The sequence below is a fragment of the Vibrio sp. ZF 223 genome, assembly GCF_003050585.1.
GTDB lineage: Bacteria > Pseudomonadota > Gammaproteobacteria > Enterobacterales > Vibrionaceae > Vibrio > Vibrio crassostreae.
The window spans coordinates 429,942-447,676 of record NZ_PIGB01000001.1 but is presented as its reverse complement, the minus strand read 5'-3'; the positions used below and the strand labels follow the sequence as shown (position 1 = coordinate 447,676).

The 17,735-nt window shown below is 45.2% G+C and carries 14 protein-coding genes; 7 read left to right on the top strand and 7 right to left on the bottom strand.

Annotated features, from left to right (window positions below):
* Nucleotides 1-76 precede the first annotated feature (76 nt).
* From CWO13_RS01930 to CWO13_RS01910, 5 genes are all read left to right on the top strand, one after another.
* On the top strand, nt 77-898 hold the full coding sequence (locus CWO13_RS01930) for a phosphate ABC transporter substrate-binding protein (RefSeq protein WP_048661033.1): 822 nt from the start codon (nt 77-79) through the stop codon (nt 896-898).
* Between the two features lie 111 nt (nt 899-1,009).
* Entirely contained in the window at nt 1,010-1,939 is a 930-nt protein-coding gene (gene pstC, locus CWO13_RS01925; RefSeq protein WP_108082437.1) for a phosphate ABC transporter permease subunit PstC, read from the top strand.
* Between the two features lie 15 nt (nt 1,940-1,954).
* Nucleotides 1,955-2,818 carry a phosphate ABC transporter permease PstA gene (pstA, locus tag CWO13_RS01920; protein ID WP_048661034.1) on the top strand — a complete coding sequence of 288 codons (864 nt, stop codon included), beginning with the start codon at nt 1,955-1,957 and terminating at the stop codon, nt 2,816-2,818.
* Nucleotides 2,819-2,908: 90 nt separating this feature from the next.
* On the top strand, nt 2,909-3,658 hold the full coding sequence (gene pstB / locus CWO13_RS01915; protein WP_004732036.1) for a phosphate ABC transporter ATP-binding protein PstB: 750 nt from the start codon (nt 2,909-2,911) through the stop codon (nt 3,656-3,658).
* Nucleotides 3,659-3,994: 336 nt separating this feature from the next.
* Complete coding sequence (locus CWO13_RS01910; protein ID WP_108082436.1) at nt 3,995-6,139, top strand: sensor domain-containing diguanylate cyclase; 2,145 nt, start codon at nt 3,995-3,997, stop codon at nt 6,137-6,139.
* A 69-nt stretch (nt 6,140-6,208) separates the two neighbouring features.
* Here the strand turns inward: CWO13_RS01910 and CWO13_RS01905 are convergent, their stop codons facing one another.
* From CWO13_RS01905 to CWO13_RS01880, 6 genes are read right to left on the bottom strand one after another with little or no spacing between them, the layout of a single operon-like run.
* The gene (locus CWO13_RS01905; RefSeq protein ID WP_108082435.1) at nt 6,209-7,891 is read right to left on the bottom strand and encodes a BatD family protein; all 1,683 of its coding nucleotides are present in this window, start codon (nt 7,889-7,891) and stop codon (nt 6,209-6,211) included.
* A gap of 2 nt (nt 7,892-7,893) precedes the next feature.
* Nucleotides 7,894-9,831, bottom strand: a complete 1,938-nt coding sequence (locus tag CWO13_RS01900) for a vWA domain-containing protein (protein WP_108082434.1) — start codon at nt 9,829-9,831, stop codon at nt 7,894-7,896.
* Nucleotides 9,824-10,816, bottom strand: a complete 993-nt coding sequence (locus CWO13_RS01895) for a vWA domain-containing protein (RefSeq protein WP_099165817.1) — start codon at nt 10,814-10,816, stop codon at nt 9,824-9,826. The genes CWO13_RS01900 and CWO13_RS01895 overlap by 8 nt, the downstream gene beginning before the upstream one ends.
* Nucleotides 10,809-11,294: a DUF4381 domain-containing protein gene (locus CWO13_RS01890; protein ID WP_108082433.1), complete on the bottom strand. Its 486-nt coding sequence runs from the start codon at nt 11,292-11,294 to the stop codon at nt 10,809-10,811. Before CWO13_RS01890 ends, CWO13_RS01895 begins: the two co-directional genes overlap by 8 nt.
* A complete protein-coding gene (locus CWO13_RS01885; protein WP_102267585.1) occupies nt 11,291-12,217 on the bottom strand; it encodes a DUF58 domain-containing protein in 927 nt (308 codons plus the stop codon). The genes CWO13_RS01890 and CWO13_RS01885 overlap by 4 nt, the downstream gene beginning before the upstream one ends.
* Nucleotides 12,218-12,227: 10 nt before the next feature.
* Entirely contained in the window at nt 12,228-13,184 is a 957-nt protein-coding gene (locus tag CWO13_RS01880) for an AAA family ATPase (RefSeq protein WP_017081852.1), read from the bottom strand.
* A 455-nt stretch (nt 13,185-13,639) separates the two neighbouring features.
* Here CWO13_RS01880 and CWO13_RS01875 point away from each other — a divergent pair, with 455 nt between their 5' ends.
* Both CWO13_RS01875 and CWO13_RS01870 read left to right on the top strand, forming a co-directional pair.
* On the top strand, nt 13,640-15,556 hold the full coding sequence (locus CWO13_RS01875) for a methyl-accepting chemotaxis protein (protein ID WP_102432318.1): 1,917 nt from the start codon (nt 13,640-13,642) through the stop codon (nt 15,554-15,556).
* A 209-nt stretch (nt 15,557-15,765) separates the two neighbouring features.
* On the top strand, nt 15,766-15,966 hold the full coding sequence (locus CWO13_RS01870) for a hypothetical protein (RefSeq protein WP_010431457.1): 201 nt from the start codon (nt 15,766-15,768) through the stop codon (nt 15,964-15,966).
* Nucleotides 15,967-16,205: 239 nt separating this feature from the next.
* On the opposite strand, the gene malK is transcribed toward CWO13_RS01870, so the two are convergent.
* Nucleotides 16,206-17,318 (bottom strand): maltose/maltodextrin ABC transporter ATP-binding protein MalK, encoded by a 1,113-nt coding sequence (malK, locus tag CWO13_RS01865; protein ID WP_108082432.1) that lies wholly within the window; start codon nt 17,316-17,318, stop codon nt 16,206-16,208.
* Nucleotides 17,319-17,735: the final 417 nt, after the last annotated feature.

Here is a 17,735-nt window from a genome sequence, read left to right as displayed (position 1 = left end):
CACATTCAGATTCTAAAGTGGGCACCGTTCAAGCAAAACAACATTACGGCAATAACGCCACTAAAGGAAATTTGTGATGAAAAAGACAGTTATCGGTGCAATCGCACTACTAGGCGCTCTAACAGTGAATACAGCTTCAGCTAAAGAAACTATCTCTGTAGTTGGCTCTAACAGTGCTTCTCCACTGGTTGAAGTTTTTGCAGAAACCTACATGAATAAAGGCGAACCAGTGTTCATCGAAATTCAAGCACCGGGTTCTTCTGCAGGCATCAAAGCAGCAAAAAATGGAAGTGCTGACCTTGGTATCTCTTCTCGTGACCTAAAAGAAGAAGAGAAAACAGCTGACCTGAAAGAGCTCGTTATCGCTCGTGACGGTATCGCAGTTGTTGTTAACCCAAATAACGAAGTATCTGCTCTTACAGCTGAGCAAATCACTTCAATCTACAAAGGCGACATCACTAACTGGAAAGATGTTGGTGGTGCAGACAAGCCAATCGTAGCAATCACTCGTGATACTGCATCTGGTACACGTGGTGCATTCGAAGACATCATGAAACTTAAGAAGAAGATTGGCGACAAGAAAGTATCGGCTATCTCTCAACGTGCACAAGTTGCAAACGGTAACGGCGCACTTAAAGTTTCTGTAGCTAGCAACCCATACGCTATCGGCTTTATCTCTCTTGGTACTGTAGACAACACAGTTCAAGCTCTAACTATCGACGGCGCAGAAGCATCAGTTGATAACGTTAAGAACGGCTCTTACAAAGTTGCTCGTCCTTTCCTAGTTCTTTACAAAGCAGGCGCTCCAACAGCTGAAACTCAACAATTCCTAGACTGGATGGTTGCAGACGAAGCTCAAGCTATCGCTGACAAAAAAGGCTACATCACAGTTAACTAATCTTAACTGACCAACACTTAATTATTGCTCAGCCTAACTTAGGCTGAGCCTTTTCTTTCAACTTTGTCTATTTCGAGCTCTTGTTGAGCCACAAAGTTTGAGATTTTATATATGATCATCGCAAATAGTGAAAAGCTTATGAATACTGAAGCGACTCAAATCAACAAGCCAAGTCTACGTGCTAAGAAGCGCATCGACTGGAGAGAAAGAATCTTCCACGGCTTGTTCTTATCGAGTGCTGTAATCGGCATCGTATCACTAGCCGTTATCGCTTACTTTATCGTTGCAGAGAGTATCCCTGCATTCCAAGAGGCGGGTGTTTCTGGCATCGTTCTGGGTGTTGACTGGTTACCTCCAGCTCTATTCGGTGTTGCAACCATGATCGTTGCCTCGATCGTTTCGACACTTGGAGCTGTAGTTGTTGGTGTGCCAGTTGGTGTATTAACCGCTATTTTTATTGCTGAGATTGCTCCAAAGCGTCTGGCAGATATTATTCGACCAGCAGTTGAGCTTCTAGCTGGTATCCCGTCGGTAGTTTACGGCTTCTTCGGTCTGGTAATTATCGTTCCAATGATTCAGAACATTTTCCAAGTACCAGCCGGTAATACTATCCTGGCAGGTATCATTGTTCTGGGTATCATGATTCTTCCTACCGTTATCACGGTTTCTGAAACTTCGATTCGTGCTGTACCTCGTACATACAAAGAAGGTTCACTTGCACTGGGCGCTTCGAAAATCTACACAATTTTTAAGCTACTCGTTCCTGCTGCACGTTCAGGCATTATGACTGGTGTGATTTTGGGTATCGGTCGCGCACTTGGCGAAACGATGGCAATCATCATGGTTATGGGTAACGCGCCAGCAATGCCAGAAGGTATTTTGGATTCGGCTCGTACGCTAACAGCAAACATTGCAATTGAAATGTCTTACGCAAGTGGCGTTCACGCTAACGCACTGTACGCAACAGGTGTTGTACTTCTAGTGTTCATCATGATGTTAAATGGTGCTCTACTTTATCTTAACCGTGAAAAAGCGAAGTAGGCGAGGATAAGTAATATGGATCGCGTAAAATTAAAGCAAGCACGTCAAATCAAAGATAACATCTTAAAAGGTTTTATCTGGGCAGCTGCGGCTGTAACCGTTGGTTTCTTATTCTGGATTATTTGGTACATCCTATCGAACGGTCTGCAATACGTAGATTGGAACTTCATCACTGACGATTACACTCGTACTGGTGAAGAGCGTGGTATTTTCCCAATGATCATCGCCACGATCTACATGGTAATTGCATCGATTGCAGTCGCAGCGCCACTGGGCATCATGACGGCAATCTACCTAACAGAATATGCGAAAGTAGGTAGTCGTTTGGTGAAAGTGATTCGATTCTGTACTGAGTCGCTCGCTGGTATTCCATCGATTATCTTCGGTCTGTTCGGTATGACCTTCTTTGTTTCGATCCTTGGCCTTGGCTTCTCGATTCTATCGGGTGCATTAACGCTAAGTATCTTGATTCTTCCTGTAATCATTCGTACTACAGAAGAAGCATTGATGGCAGTACCACAAACTTACCGTGAAGGCTCATACGGCCTTGGCGCTTCAAAAATCTACACTATCTGGCGTTTGATCTTACCAAGCGCAATGCCAGGTATCTTAACTTCGGTCATTCTTAGTATTGGTCGTGTAATTGGCGAATCAGCACCTGTATTTTTAACAGCAGGTATGGTGGCACGTGTTCCTGAGTCGGTATTCGATTCTGGCCGTACACTAACGGTTCACCTATATAAGCTGACAACAGAGCTATTTACTATCGATGAGTGGAACCAAGCCTACGGTACGGCGACAGTCCTAATCGTATTGGTTCTCTTGATCAACATGGTTACAAAACTGATTGCAAGACGCTTCAACACGGCAACTTACTAAGCTGATTAGCAGGCTCAACAATAAAGAGAGCCTCCGTGATAAAGAAAGCATCAAGCTAGACACGAATTTAAGAATTTAGAGATTACGACAATGAACAAATTTGATATTGAGAACCTAGATCTGTTTTACGGCGACAACCAAGCGCTTAAATCTATCAACCTGCCAATTCCAACTCGTCAGGTTACGGCACTGATTGGCCCATCTGGTTGTGGTAAGTCAACGCTACTACGTTGCTTGAACCGCATGAATGACCTAATTGAAGGCGTTACTATCAAAGGTAAGCTGGATATGGATGGCACAAACATCTACGGCAATATTGATGTGGCTGACCTACGTATCCGCGTCGGCATGGTATTCCAAAAGCCAAACCCATTCCCAATGAGCATCTACGAGAACGTGGCTTACGGGCTACGTGCTCAAGGTATCAAAGACAAAAAGCACATTGACGAAGTAGTAGAAAGCTCACTGCGCAGTGCGGCACTTTGGGACGAAGTAAAAGACCGTCTTAAAGCACACGCATTTGGCTTGTCTGGTGGTCAGCAACAGCGTCTATGTATCGCTCGTACCATTGCAATGGAACCGGATGTAATCCTAATGGATGAACCAACATCGGCTCTAGACCCAATCGCGACGCATAAGATTGAAGAATTGATGGAAGATCTGAAGAAAGACTTCACTATCGTTATCGTAACGCACTCAATGCAGCAAGCGCGTCGTATTTCAGACCGTACTGCTTTCTTCCTAATGGGAGAGCTTGTAGAGCACAACGAAACGAGTGTTATCTTTAGCGAGCCAAAAGATGATCGTACTAAAGGTTACGTAAACGGTGACTTTGGTTAATTGATTATTCAAGTGCTGTGTTTGGCCTTTTAGCGAAATCAGCACGCTAACTGATACGCAGGTTAGATAATCGAATAGATCGACAGAATTATCACTATAACTATAAGCGATGGAAGTTTTGCCCCACTTTAGGTGGGGTTTTTTTATACCTTTAAAAAAGTCCCAATGTCGATGAAATTTTGGGCAGGAAATCCCATTTTTGTAGTCCTTCTCATGCTTGTGATAATGTAAAAAGTGAAATTGCGACCCGCTTAACATCTCATTTTTAGTTACATTGATTGCATATCAAGGCTTCTGTATTTTTGCTGTATTCTCAATAGCCAATGGACGGAAGCTGTGCCTGTAAAAGCCTTTGCAAAACAAATATCTGCTACGCGTGATCACCGTTTATTGGCAGAGTCTCTTTTTGACTACTTGACTAAGATGCTTGCTCCAAAAGGGATTGGGATATTTGCAGAACCGATACCAGAAGTCGATTCGTTCCCCTTGTTTTCTTATGGAGAGCTAACGTCTCTGGCAAATTATCCTGCTACGTTTTGGCCTTGGGTTTCTCAATTCGATACCGCAGATGGCGTGCTCCCAATGTCTATCAACACTTGTAAGTGGGAACACATGAAAGTGTTAGGTGGAGAGTCATTCATCATGATGCTCGACAACGCGCCTGCCTGTAGAACTTATTTAATTGTTCAAAATTGCAATGCTCAGCATATCAACCAAACCTTCGACCAAGATCTTGATGTTCTTCAACTTGCAGCAGCCCGCTGGCAATGCATTCGTGCAGAAAAGAACGCTGCGCTGGAGATCAAACACCGCGACACGCGTGAAGCGCAGTACCTTGATGAAATAAAGCTTCGTGAACTGTTTGTGGAGAATATGAAACTGGTTCATCAGGTGGCATTAGAGCTTTCTAATCCTGACTCTTTGGATGCCTTGTATAAAGCGTCAGTAGAAGCCGTGCGCGACCGTCTAGGCTTTGACCGTGCGATCTTCATGTTACTCGATATGAAAAAGCGCTGTTTTAGCGGCACTTATGGTACTGATGAGGCCGGTAGAACCAACAGCGAACATCATACCCAGTACGACTTGCATCAACTCGAAGCGGAATACATCGAAGCGTTATCAGACAATCACACCAACTTGGTTATTATCGAACAGGCACCTCTCTACACCGAAGGAAAAGTAGTAGGGCAGGGCTGGAATGGAATGCTCATCTTACGTGAAGGTGATAAACCCGTGGGTTGGATTGCAATGGATAACTACATTCACCGTTCACCTATTACCAATTACCAAAAGCAGATGCTTGAATCCTTTGGTTCTCTGCTTTCTCAGATCTACATCCGCAAACGGCAAGAACAGAACATCCGCATGTTGCACTCAAGTATGGTGGAACTGTCTCGCTGCGATAGCGTAAGCGAAGTCTGTAAATCTGCGGTTAGCTTTGCTATTCAGCACTTAGGGATAGATCGTTTAGCGGTTTTTTTAACAGATAAAGGCTGCAATTACATGCAAGGCACGTGGGGCACGGATATAAAAGGCGACATTGTTGATGAGTCCTATTACCGCTCAGAGCTGGTGGAACGTGACATTGTTGCAGCAGCTCGCGCTTGTCCTAATCAAGTCGCCTTTGAAGAATCGGTGCCTATCTATCACGATTTCAATATTGTGGGAGTCGGTTGGACGGCAATGACGATGCTCACCACCAATACGGGTGAGCCGATTGCGTTTATAGCCGCGGACAATTTGTTAACTCGCAGCCCTTTAACGTCACAACTGCGTGAAGTGATACGTATCTTCGCTTCTAGTTTAGCTGAGGTGCTACAGAGAACCATGGCGCAAGAGGAGCTCAAAAAGCTTAATGAGACGCTAGAGCAAGAGGTCAGCAAGCGCACTCAAGAGCTTGAACGAGCCAATGAGCAGTTGGATATTATCTCTAAATTAGACCCGCTGACACGTCTTGGAAATCGGCGTATGTTGTCGCAGGTGTTAGATGATCTAAATTGCGACGATCAAGGGGCGTTTGCCATACAACATGAAGTTACATTCGGATTGATCCTCGTCGACCTTGATCATTTTGGTTTGTATAACACGGTTTATGGGCATACAGAAGGTGACGCTGCTCTGCGCACCATTGGCAAGATACTCAATGCCCATGTTCATAGCGATAAGGAAACCTTTTGCCGTATTGGTGGTGAGGAGTTTATGTTGTTGATGATCGGTACTCATCACTCTGAAACTAAACAGCGTGCAGAGTCGATCAGAAAATGCATTGAAGAGGCGAAGATCCTTCATTGTGAAAGCAGTACCAGCCAGTATTTAACCGCATCTGTCGGTTATGCTTCAATCACCTCTGATCAACGCCAATTCGATTTCGATCTACTGTATGGCAAGGCAGACAAAGCTTTGTATCAAGCCAAAGACTCAGGGAGAAATCGGATCGTTTCTGCGTTAAAACGCAAAAAGGTTACTGCCTCTCTTTCTTAAAATAAAGGCCGTTGTTCTCCATATGATCAACGGCCTTTGTGCTTTACTATTTTGGACGAACTGTTTCGACTAAAGCTTTTCTAGCGAGCTATTATGCTTTTTACTCGCGACTCTTTTGGGCTTCTTCATCGCTTTGATTGCCAAATCAGGACTCCATGTTTGGGCTGATGAACCGGCTTCACCATAAAGGCTTTGGTTTAATTTAGTGAGTTCGGCTTCGACGGCTTTTAACGTCTCATCATCCAAGTCTGGGTTTTCAGCTTTCCACTGTTCAAACAAGGTTCTCGTCTTCACACCGTCTTTCATTTTCAGAGCGGCAATAAGCGCTTCTGCCGTATCGGATTGACGTTCATCTTTTTGCTTTGGTTTTACTGCTGTACCGCGGCGTGACCAGAAATAAAAAGCAACCGCAGAGCTAATTACCCATAAAGCAGCAAATAGCGCGGTTAGATAAGGCCAGATTCCAGGGCTTTCCACGGTAACAATCGTCGGGCTGGCTTGCTGAGTTGGTGTCTCCATAACCGGCGCTGGCGAGCTTGAGCTAGCGCGTTCACTTGCCTGAACCGACAACTCAAGACCAAGAGCTTTACTGATTTCTTGTGATTGCGAGTCAGTGTTAAACCAAGCTTGAGAAACATCAGGAAGCGAGATATTTCCAGCCTCTTTCGGAATCAAGACTTGCTTGTAAACAACGACAGCATCACCGGATTTAGTGGTGCCAAATTGCGGTTTTTCTTCATAAACACGCACCGTTTTAGGGTAGGTGATATTCAGTTTTGGCAGTTGGTGCTGCGTTAAGTTGCTAGCCGTCATAGTAATGGTTCGAGTTAACGAATCACCGGCTTCCATTTCAATCTTCTGTTTGTCGTCACCTAAAGCATTGTCATCCGTGAGTTCATTGCCTTGGCTATCTGACCATTTTTGAATCAGCTTGAAGTTCGATGTTGGTAACCACTCACCTTGATAGCCTTTTGGTACAGGATTCACTGTTATATCTAAGGTTTCAACAGGCGTGTCGAGCTGGAAAAGGCGCGTTGTGCTTGAGTTGTTGGTTGAGTAAACAACAGCACCGGTTAACTTTGGTCCTTGAAGCTGAAATTGCCCAGCTTGTTGTGACGATATATGGAAAGATTGCTGAACAACCGTGACTTCTTGTCCGTTGATAACATCTTGAAATTGCTTTGACTCTCCAATCGGTTCCACGTCTAATTGCGCTGAACTTGGTGGTGCAATTTTAGGATCTTGCAGTCTTCTAGGATCAGCCTTAATGATGAGTTTTACATCAAGCTCCGCGACCTCTTGAGGGTACAGCGAGTCTTTACTCAGATTAAGTTGAAACTCGGCCATATCACTCTGCTTTGGAGCGGCTTTGTTAACCGCAACGTTGATGGTGATCGGCTTAGTTTTCGCGCCTTCAATATCAAAGCTAGGAATCTCTAATCGGCCTAATCGAAGCGGGGCAAGGGTAATATTCCATTCGCTAGACACAGTGCGGCTACCATTGACGATTCGCATCGATGACCCAAAGCTTGGGGTGCCGACGTAGAAATTTTTCTGAAGGGAGGTCAGGTCTAAAGCACCGGACGATACTTTTTCATCGGTCGCCACTCTAAGTAGGAATACTTCATCTTTGGTCACACTGTTTTGCGAAACACTCGCCACAGCGGTCGCTGCGAATACAGAGTGTGACGAAAAAACACCGATTAGCAGTGTCAGTAGCATTGATAAAAATGGCTTGTTTAAAAATCGCATGGTTACCACTTTTTGTTTTGGTTGTTAGGAGCACTTTTTTGTCGTGCTTGTAGAATCATTTGCGCTTTAAGCAATTGGCTCGGATCACGCGCGCTTTCTACTTGCTCAAGTTTTCGCATATCAGGATCGCTCGACATAGGTTGACCTGATACTTGTGCCGCAGCTTGTTGATCGTTGTTATCAGTGTCTTCCTTAGCAGCCTCTTGTGTTTGTGCTGCCTGAGATACTGAGTCACCCTTGTCCTGTGGCTGTTTATCTTCTTGGTCCGCTTTGTTTCTTTGCACAGCTTGCTTGTCGTTTTCTTCATCCGCCTTGGAATCAGGGTGGCTATCAGCTTGGCTTTGGTCAGTATTCTGATCTTGGTTTTCACTTTGATCTTGTTTATTGCTTTGATCTTGGCTGCCGCTTTGACTTTGCGACTTCCCATTGTCAGCTGAGCTTTGTTGTTGATCCTGCGAGCTTTGCGAAGAATCATTTTGCTGACCTTGCTGACCTTGCTGACCTTGCTGACCTTGCTGACCTTGCTGGTCTTGCTCGTTTTGGTCTTTGGACTCAGAATCGTCTTGCTGTTGCTGTTGCTGTTGCTGTTGCTGTTGCTGTTGCTGTTGCTTCTGAGCCTGTTCGACAATCTCTAGATTCTTCTTCGCATAAGCATGTTCAGGGTTGCTTTCGAGAATGCGTTGATACTCTTTTATCGCTTGGTCGTATTTACCTTGCTTTGCTTGTGCATTGGCGAGGTTGTAGCGAGCATCTTCGCCAGAAAGGTCTTGCAGTGTCTGTTCGGCCGCTTCGAAATCACCGGCTTTGTATTGCGCAATGCCTTTCCATTCTTGCTGTTCGAACTGTTCTGCGGCTTGTTGAAAGTCCTCATCTTGATACAACTGATAACCTACTTGGTCATCGGTCTTCCAAGGATTTGCAAACGCAGTATTCGGTTGGCTAAACGAGACAAGTACAACTAGACCACACCAAATGACCCCTTTTCGAAATAGCCCAAGTGCAGGAAGTAACAGAAACGGTAATAACCAGAAACCGTTGTTCACTCTGGTGTTGAGCGAGTTATTGGTTTTAGTCACTTCTGATGTCGTTGCAACTCGGTCGAGGTAACTTGCGATGTGTTCAACGTCTGAGTTATCAAATTGAACTTCAGTGAACGTGCCACCAGAGCGACGAGTCAGGTCGCGCATATTGCCTACGTTAGTTTTCGCAACCACGGTCTGTCCTGAGTCGGTTTGTAACATCGAGCCTGTAGGTAACGAGATCGGCGCGCCGCTTTCCGTACCTACAGCCAAGACTGATAATGTCCAATTACTACCAGAGAGTAGTGAGTCGATCTCTTTCTTCTCTTGACCATCAATATCATCAGCAATCAGTACCAGATCGCCTTGGTAGATATGAGCGCGAGTCATCATCTCAATCGCAAGCTTAACTGCCGATGCTGCATCGCCGCCTTGGAAGGGCATGATATCTGGCGATAGGTTGGGTACGAGGTTCTTGATGGTGTTGATGTCAGACGTTAGCGGACTGATGGTGTAAGCATCTCCGGCGTATGCCACCATTCCCGTTAGGCCTTCTTTCCATAACGAAAGCAGATCCAGAGCTTTGTATCGCGCCTGTGTTAAACGGTTCGGCTTAATATCAGTGGCATACATAGACATCGACATATCCATGATCACAACTCGCGCCTGTGTTTTTTCAAAGCTTGGCTGTTCATTTTTTTCAAAGCTTGGACCGGCCAATGCGATGACACCGACTAACCACCAAACACCGAAATAAGTGCTGCGGTTTTTCGATGGCTTGCTCGATTCAGGAGCCAAATAACGGGCGATGTGTGACGCTAATAACCCTTGCTTGGATTGTCTCTTGCTAAGCCACCAAATAGCGGGCAGCACGGCAAGAGCCAAGAACCAATATGGGTAGATAAAAGTAAAGTTAGACATTGTTTCTCCTAATGGCTAACAGCATAAATGCGAAGAACATTGCCGCCGACAGTGGCCAGACAAACCACTCTTGTTGTGGTCGCCAGATCTTAGTGGCGTTAGTCACGGGCTCTAACTGGTTGATGGTGTCGTAAATCGTTGCCAGCTCTTTGCTGTCTCGCGCTCGGAAGTACTGACCGCCAGTGCGTTTGGCTATTTCCATTAGAGTACGTTCATCCAAGTCTTGAGCAGTATTGACCTTACGAGTCATGAAGAACTCTTTGACCATCATTTCACCCGCACCGACACCCACGGTGTAAATTGTGGCGTTGTATTTCTTTGCAATATCCGCCGCTTCAAGTGGATCTAATACGCCCGCGGTATTACTGCCGTCACTGAGTAGAATCATTACACGCTGAGGAGCGTCGCTGTCGACAAAGGTTTTGGTGGCAAGGCCGATACCATCACCGATCGCAGTTTGAGTACCAATCAGCTTTAGCACTGCCTGATTCAGCTGTTGTGAAAGCGTGTCTCTATCTAACGTCAGTGGCGTCTGCAAGTAGGCGTGATCAGCAAATAGTACAAGTCCGACTCGATCGCCTTTACGGCGCTCAATAAAGTCACTCAATACATGTTTCACCGCAGATAAGCGATCGATGTATTCGCCATTGAATTGCATGTCTTCTTGGCTCATCGAGTAGGAGAGGTCTACAACCAACATCAAATCACGGTGCTTCGGCTGAAATTCAACCGGTTCACCGTACCAAACTGGGCGTGCCATGGCCGTTACCAATAAAAGCCAGATGATGACCGACAAAGCTTTGGGTAAGCGGCTGCTTGGTGTTTTGGTATTGCTGTCCTCGGGCAAAAACGGAAGCCTAAGGGCACTGCTTGATTCTGATTTTGGTGAGAACAAGTAAACAAGGATTGGCAATGGCGCTAGGAAAAACATCCACCACCAAACAAACTCGATATTTAGTAAGCTCGTGTTTAAAAGATCAGTCATAACGACCTCGCTTTGGAGGAAGGGCTTTACGAAGCCAGGTTTCGCAATCATTAACCAATTGTTGTTGTGCCTTTTTCTGTTCGTCGCTCATTAAGGCTGTATCTTGGTAGAGCGCTTGTTGCCATTGCGATTGCTTTGCGGAGAATAACGGCTTTGCCAATTGCGCATCTAAGAACGTCAACCAATCATCACCAGACAAGCCTGCCACTTTTTCACGTGGGAAATAGCTCAATGCAGCCTGACGAACGATGTCTTGAGCTGCGCTCGGAGACAAGGTATTTGAAGGCTGACTGTTACGAAAGCAAGCAAGTGCTTCGTTCTTCGCGTATTGGTTCTTTTGTCTGCGTTTTATAATGAAAAATACTAAGGCGATCACAACAATGGCCGTGATAATCACAGCCCACCACCCCCATGCCAAAGGCCACCATGACGGTGCGCTTGGTGTAATAATAGGGCTCAAGTCGAGAGGTTGATTCATGACTGAACTCCTGACACTTGGCTCATTAACGATTGCGCACAAGACAATGAACTGTATGGGATCGCCAGAGAAAGGCTCATTTGCATCAGTTGTTGTTGCTTCTGATCAAATGCGTGACTGAGCTTTTCCTTTTCCCTGTTTGATGAAAAGTTAAACCATTGGGTTTTATTGCCATCGGTGATCTGTTTTGAACCTTTGAATGAAGTAACACCTTGTTCTAATGGGTCGTAAAAATGCACTAAGCGAACTCGATTATGTCGACGTATTTGATTGATAAGTGAGTAATTACTTTCGTTATAACGGACAAAGTCACTGAGCATAATGATATCGCTGCCTTTCGGGCAAAGCTGATGCAGAGACTTCAGCCCATGCTCTAAGGTTGTGTCGCTGTGATTGTCTTGGTTGGTCAGCGCTGCGTTATTGATTTCTATGACTTTTTGTAAAATACGCAGCGGAGCATGGTTGCTAGCACTTGGTTTAATCTCAATGATCTCTTGGCCAGTATCTATCACTGCGCCAATCCGGTCTTTTTGAGCGACGGTTAACCAACAAAGTTGGCTGGCAAAGTGTGCGAGTTGAACCGATTTAAGCAATAAGGTTGAGCCGAAAATCATACTGCTCGACAGATCTAAGAACAAAATCACAGGCTGTTCTCTTTCTTCTGAAAACAGTTTGGTATGCGCCTTGCCTGTTCTCGCCGTGACGCGCCAATCAATGCTACGGATGTCGTCGCCCGCCTGATATTGACGAACCTCAGAGAAATTCATCCCGCGACCTTTACGATTGCTCTCGTGTTGCCCGTTTAGTTGCGACCACAGGCTCTTGGCTGGAGGCAACCAGCGAACAGACTGCGCTTTGTATTGCAGCAGTTCGTCCAGATTTAACGTGACACCGTCACTATGGTTGGGTAATTGATTATTCATGCGCGTATTCCTATGCGCTACCAACCAACGAGATAAGGTGTGCGATCACTTGGTTTGCAGTGACCCCTTCAGCTTGTGCGTGGTAGCTACGAAGCAGGCGGTGGCGCAATACAGGGAATGCCATCGCTTGAACATCTTGTGGAGTAACATAGTCGCGGCCAGCAAGCCAAGCGTGAGCGCGAGCACAACGGTCTAACGCGATGGTTGCACGCGGGCTAACACCCATGTCTAACCATTGATCAAGTTGGTCGCTGTATTGTTTAGGTTGGCGAGTCGCCATTACCAGTCTGATTATGTACTGCTCAATGGTGTCTGCCATGTGAATGTTGAGCACTTCTTGGCGAGCTTCAAAGATCGTTTGCTGAGATATCTCTTGTGGCTGAACAGATTCGTTGCCTTGAGCTTCGCCTCTGTTTAGGCGCAAGATCTCAAGTTCACTTTCCATGTCTGGATAAGCCACTTCTAAATGCAGCAAGAAACGGTCTAATTGAGCTTCAGGCAGCGGGTAAGTACCTTCTTGCTCAATCGGGTTTTGCGTTGCCATCACCAAAAACAGATCAGGCAGAGCATAGGTTTTTCGACCTGCGGTCACCTGCTTCTCAGCCATAGCTTCTAACATAGCGGCTTGCACTTTCGCCGGAGCACGGTTGATCTCATCCGCTAGAATAAGCGAGTTGAAAATCGGGCCCGATTGGAAAGTGAACTCTCCCGTTTCTGGACGGAAAATATCGGTACCAGTTAGGTCGGCAGGCAATAGATCGGGGGTAAATTGAATACGATGAAAATCTCCCTCGACACAGTCAGCTAGCGACTTTACGGCGCGGGTTTTTGCCAACCCCGGAGGCCCTTCAACAAGAATATGACCATCTGCCAGTAAGGCGATCATCAGTTGTTTTACGAGCTCTTGCTGACCAATGATTTGAGACTCTAGGTAGTTTTGAAGGATTTCGAAGTTATTTTTATGCATTTTTGGACTCTCTGGGGGCCATTTGATTCTTATTTTGAGTATTGGTCACTTATTAATAGGAAAAAGTTCCAGTACATTTGCGGAATTTATTTTTTCAAAATTGGAAAGATTTACAAGTGTTTAGCTAAAAACATCGTTAGGGTGTGATTATTACCATATCAATTGGTTTTTATATACAAAAGCTCGGGGGGAGGTCGTTGTTTGAGTGCGGTTAGATATCAGGGCTGAGAGCTAAAATCGATTCTCGAAAGTACGATATTTGCTCAGTTAATTCATATCCAATCTGAATGGTTTTTGTTGTTACATCATATTTGCAATTTTTTGAGAGAAAAGTCTCTAGTTTTATTAGTTGTGGCCGATACATCACTCAGATTGTGCATTGCTTGTTGGAGTGCACTAAAAAAGTCCTGTTCAGGGTATACCAATAACGAGCGATTCTTTTTAAAGGTCCAAATATGTTTAAAACTAACTCTCTGAGTATCAAGCAAAAAGTTGTACTTGGAATTACCTTTGCGGTTCTTGCATCGACAGTAATTGTCGGCGCGATGGCACAACAACAAGCAAGAGATGTATTAAGTCATCGATTGATTGATATTGAACTTCCAGGAATGCTAGAGCGAATCAATGGCGAGATTGATCGTGAAGTGTCTCAGCTATTGCTAGCAGCGGAGCAAATTGCTTCAAATGAATTTATTTCTGATGCGATTGAATCGACCGATCGCGATCCTGCGCTAGAGAACAAGTTAGTTAAACAGCTGAATAATGTTCGTAACCAATATCAATTGAACGATGCTTCGGTAGCGAACCGTCAAACTGCTTACTACTGGAACCAAAATGGTTTCCTACGTCAGTTAAACCAACAGCAAGATGGTTGGTTCTTTGGCTTTACGCAATCTGGACAGCCAACCATGGTGAGCATGTTCCAAGAAGCTAATGGCGAAGTGAAGATGTTTGCTAACTACCAACAGCCTTCAGGTTTGGCGATGTCAGGTCTATCAAAATCGATGGATGACATGGTTAACCTACTCAATGGTTTTAAGATTGAAAATACAGGCTTCGTATTCTTAACCGATAGCCAAGGTGATGTTCAAATTCACCGTGAACGCTCACGCAGCGACTCTTCACTTCAACAACTTTACGGCCCTCAAGCCAGTCAGCTACTGAATAAGTCAGGCTTCAACTTGATTACCACTGAAAGCCAAGGCCAAGAGCTGTTTGTTGCGAGTTTATACGTGTCGTCGATGGACTGGTTTGTCATTGGTGTGGTACCAACAGGCGAAGTATTTGCTGAGCTAGATGAGACGGCACAAAAGATGCTGATGATGACGGCGGTTGTGGCATTAGTGTTTATCCTAATGGGCGTAGTTCTGGCTAACAGCATTACTCAGCCGATTAAACTTTTGGCTAAGCGTTTCGGCGACCTAGGTGAAGGCGACGGTGACCTTGCGCAGCGTATCGAAGTGAAAGGCAATGATGAAATCGCTCAGCTTTCAAAAGGCTTTAATGGCTTTATTGAAAAGATTCATGTGTCGATGAAAGAGGTGTGTTCGACAAGCCAAGCGCTTCAAGTGGCAGCAGAGAGTGTTTCTAATAAAGCACATATCACCCATGACAACAGCCAAGAACAACGTGATCAAACCCTTCAAGTTGTCGCTGCTATTAACCAAATGGGCATGACCATCAGCGAGATTGCATCGAACGCGGCAACAGCAGCAGAAACGGCAACGCAAGCTTCGGGCAATACTGAAGTGGGCCGCTCTGTTGTGAATAAAGCGAAAGACGCGATCAGCCGTTTAGCTCAAGACATTGAGAGCACAGGCCAAGTAGTTGAGCAGCTTGCTTCAACAACGCAAGACATCGGCTCTATTCTGGGTGTTATCCGTGATATTTCAGAGCAAACTAATTTACTTGCACTAAACGCCGCAATTGAAGCGGCACGTGCCGGTGAACAAGGTCGTGGCTTTGCCGTAGTAGCAGATGAAGTTCGTAACCTAGCTAGTCGTACTGCGGATTCAACGGAAGAGATTCAGAAGATGATCAACCAACTGCAAAGCGATGCGAAAGATGCGGTAACGGCAATGAGTGCAGGTAAGGTTATTACCCTTGAGGGTGTGTCTGCATCGGATGAAGCGGTAGACGTATTGGGTGGTATCTCAGACCGTATCGTTGATATTACTGACCGTAACACGCAAGTTGCTACGGCAACGGAAGAGCAATCGACCGTGGTTCACACCATCAACCAGAACATTGAAGAGATCAACGCAATCAATGAAGTGACAACCGGTACTGCTGAGCAACTTGCAGAGGCGAGCCAAGAGCTTCGAGATCTTTCTTCTCGTCTAGATAAGATGGTTGGTTCGTTTAAGCTTTAACCCTTTCAAGCTGTAACATGGCTTAGATAGCGACATAGACTAAGAGCTGGATTCATTTAATCGTGAATCCAGCTTTTTTTATTTTGTGGCTTTGTTTCTTTTTAACTGACCTTAGCTTGATCTGGTTTCGGGCTTTGCTTTCAATCAACCTAGCATCACAGAGCGGAAATGAGTAAAATCTGGTTAAGTTTAATATTTAGGTAAGTATCATGAGCGATTTTGAAAAAGAACTAGAGCAGATGACTCAAGAGATGGGCGATGAGCCTGAGGTGAAACTGCCATCACTTGAAGAGCAAAAAGCAATTGTTGCTGAGTTCAAGCGATTAGAAGCGGAAGGCAAACTGACACCTGAAGTGTTAGAGAAGCATTTTGGCCAGTTCAACAAACAGAATGATACGCCAATTCACTAATTTGATTTAGACAGGTTTCATGTCTGAAAGAAGTGATATTAGCGGTTGGGTTTATAGCCTGACTAACAGATAAAGGTCTAGCGGTTGCTAGACCTTTTTTATCGCCGATAGCGAAACACGAATGGCTGACTGACGAACTATTCGATGTTAGTGAAACTTGTCTCCCACACATAAAAAATCCCCCTTACAAAGTAAGAGGGGTTCGATATGGGCAAGTTATATCCTAAAAGGCTAAGCGATTAGTCTGTGCCGTACTCTTTGTACAAACGACGACATGCGCGGCCATCGCTGTGGAACAGGTGACAACGGTGCGCTGGAATACCAATCGCCAACTTGTCACCTGATTCGATTGTTAACGTGTCTGGCTGGCGATAGATAACGTCAGCATCGGCACTTTCAAGGTTTAGGTAAACTTGAGTTTCGTTACCTAGCTTCTCAACCATCATCACTTCAGCTTCAATTGTCGCATCACCTGCTTCAGCAGACATCAAGTGTTCAGGGCGAATACCCAGAGACATACGATCGCCAGCATTAACCGTCGTCCCGTCAACAGGAATCCAGAAAGTCATGCCATTAGAAAGTTGTACCAATACGCGTTCTGCTTCAGCTTGTTCAATGTGTACCGACATGAAGTTCATCTTCGGTGAACCAATAAAGCCAGCAACGAAACGGTTTTGAGGGTAGTGGTAAAGGTCAAGCGGCTTACCGACTTGAGACACATAACCACCATCAAGAACAACGATCTTATCCGCCATTGTCATCGCTTCCACTTGGTCGTGGGTAACGTAGATCATCGTGCAACCAAGTTGACGTTGTAGCTTAGTGATTTGTGAACGCATTTGAACACGCAGCGCAGCATCTAGGTTAGATAGCGGCTCATCCAGTAGGAATACGTTAGGTTGAGAAACTAGAGTACGACCAATCGCAACACGTTGACGTTGACCACCAGAAAGTGCTTTAGGTTGACGCTCAAGAAGGTGACCAAGCTGAAGGATTTCTGCAGCATGCTCAACACGCTTGTCGATTTCAGCTTTGTTTGCGTTTGCTAACTTAAGGCCGAAAGACATGTTGTCGTATAGGTTAAGGTGAGGGTAAAGCGCGTAAGATTGGAATACCATACCTACGCCACGCTTTGATGGCTCAACGTCGTTCATGCGTTGGTCGCCAATGTACAAATCACCAGACGTAATGTCCTCTAGACCTGCGATACAGCGTAATAGCGTCGATTTACCACAACCTGATGGTCCAACGAATACTACGAACTCACCTTCGTTGATGTCTAAGGTTACGTCCTTAGAAATCTGTACATCACCATATGATTTATAAACGTTTTTTAACGTGACACTCGCCATCTAGCTTGTCCTCGATCGATCAAATTTTAAGTTTTACTGCTTATCATTATAAGAAATTTTTGGGTCAGCAGTAACTGTAGGAATGGGTAAGTATTGAGTGAGTAAGAAAAAAGTGGGTGAGACTTGGCTTCTTTAACCAAGCCCACCCGTCATAGCCAAACTGATGTCCATTTCCCCCACATCCAGCTAAACCTCCCCCGTGATTCAATCACAGATTTAGCTCGATGCTAATAATAAGACACCAGCGAGCAGTGAAGCCAACTAAATGAATAATGCGTCAACGCATAACACTTGCCGGTAAAGGGTTCTTACTATCCACTCTTGGATGACTGCAGTTTCGGTGAATTAGCGTAAGGGTACATCCTCCTAATGGAAAATTAACTAGGGGGAGTAGGAGGGGAGGAGTAGATAAATGGG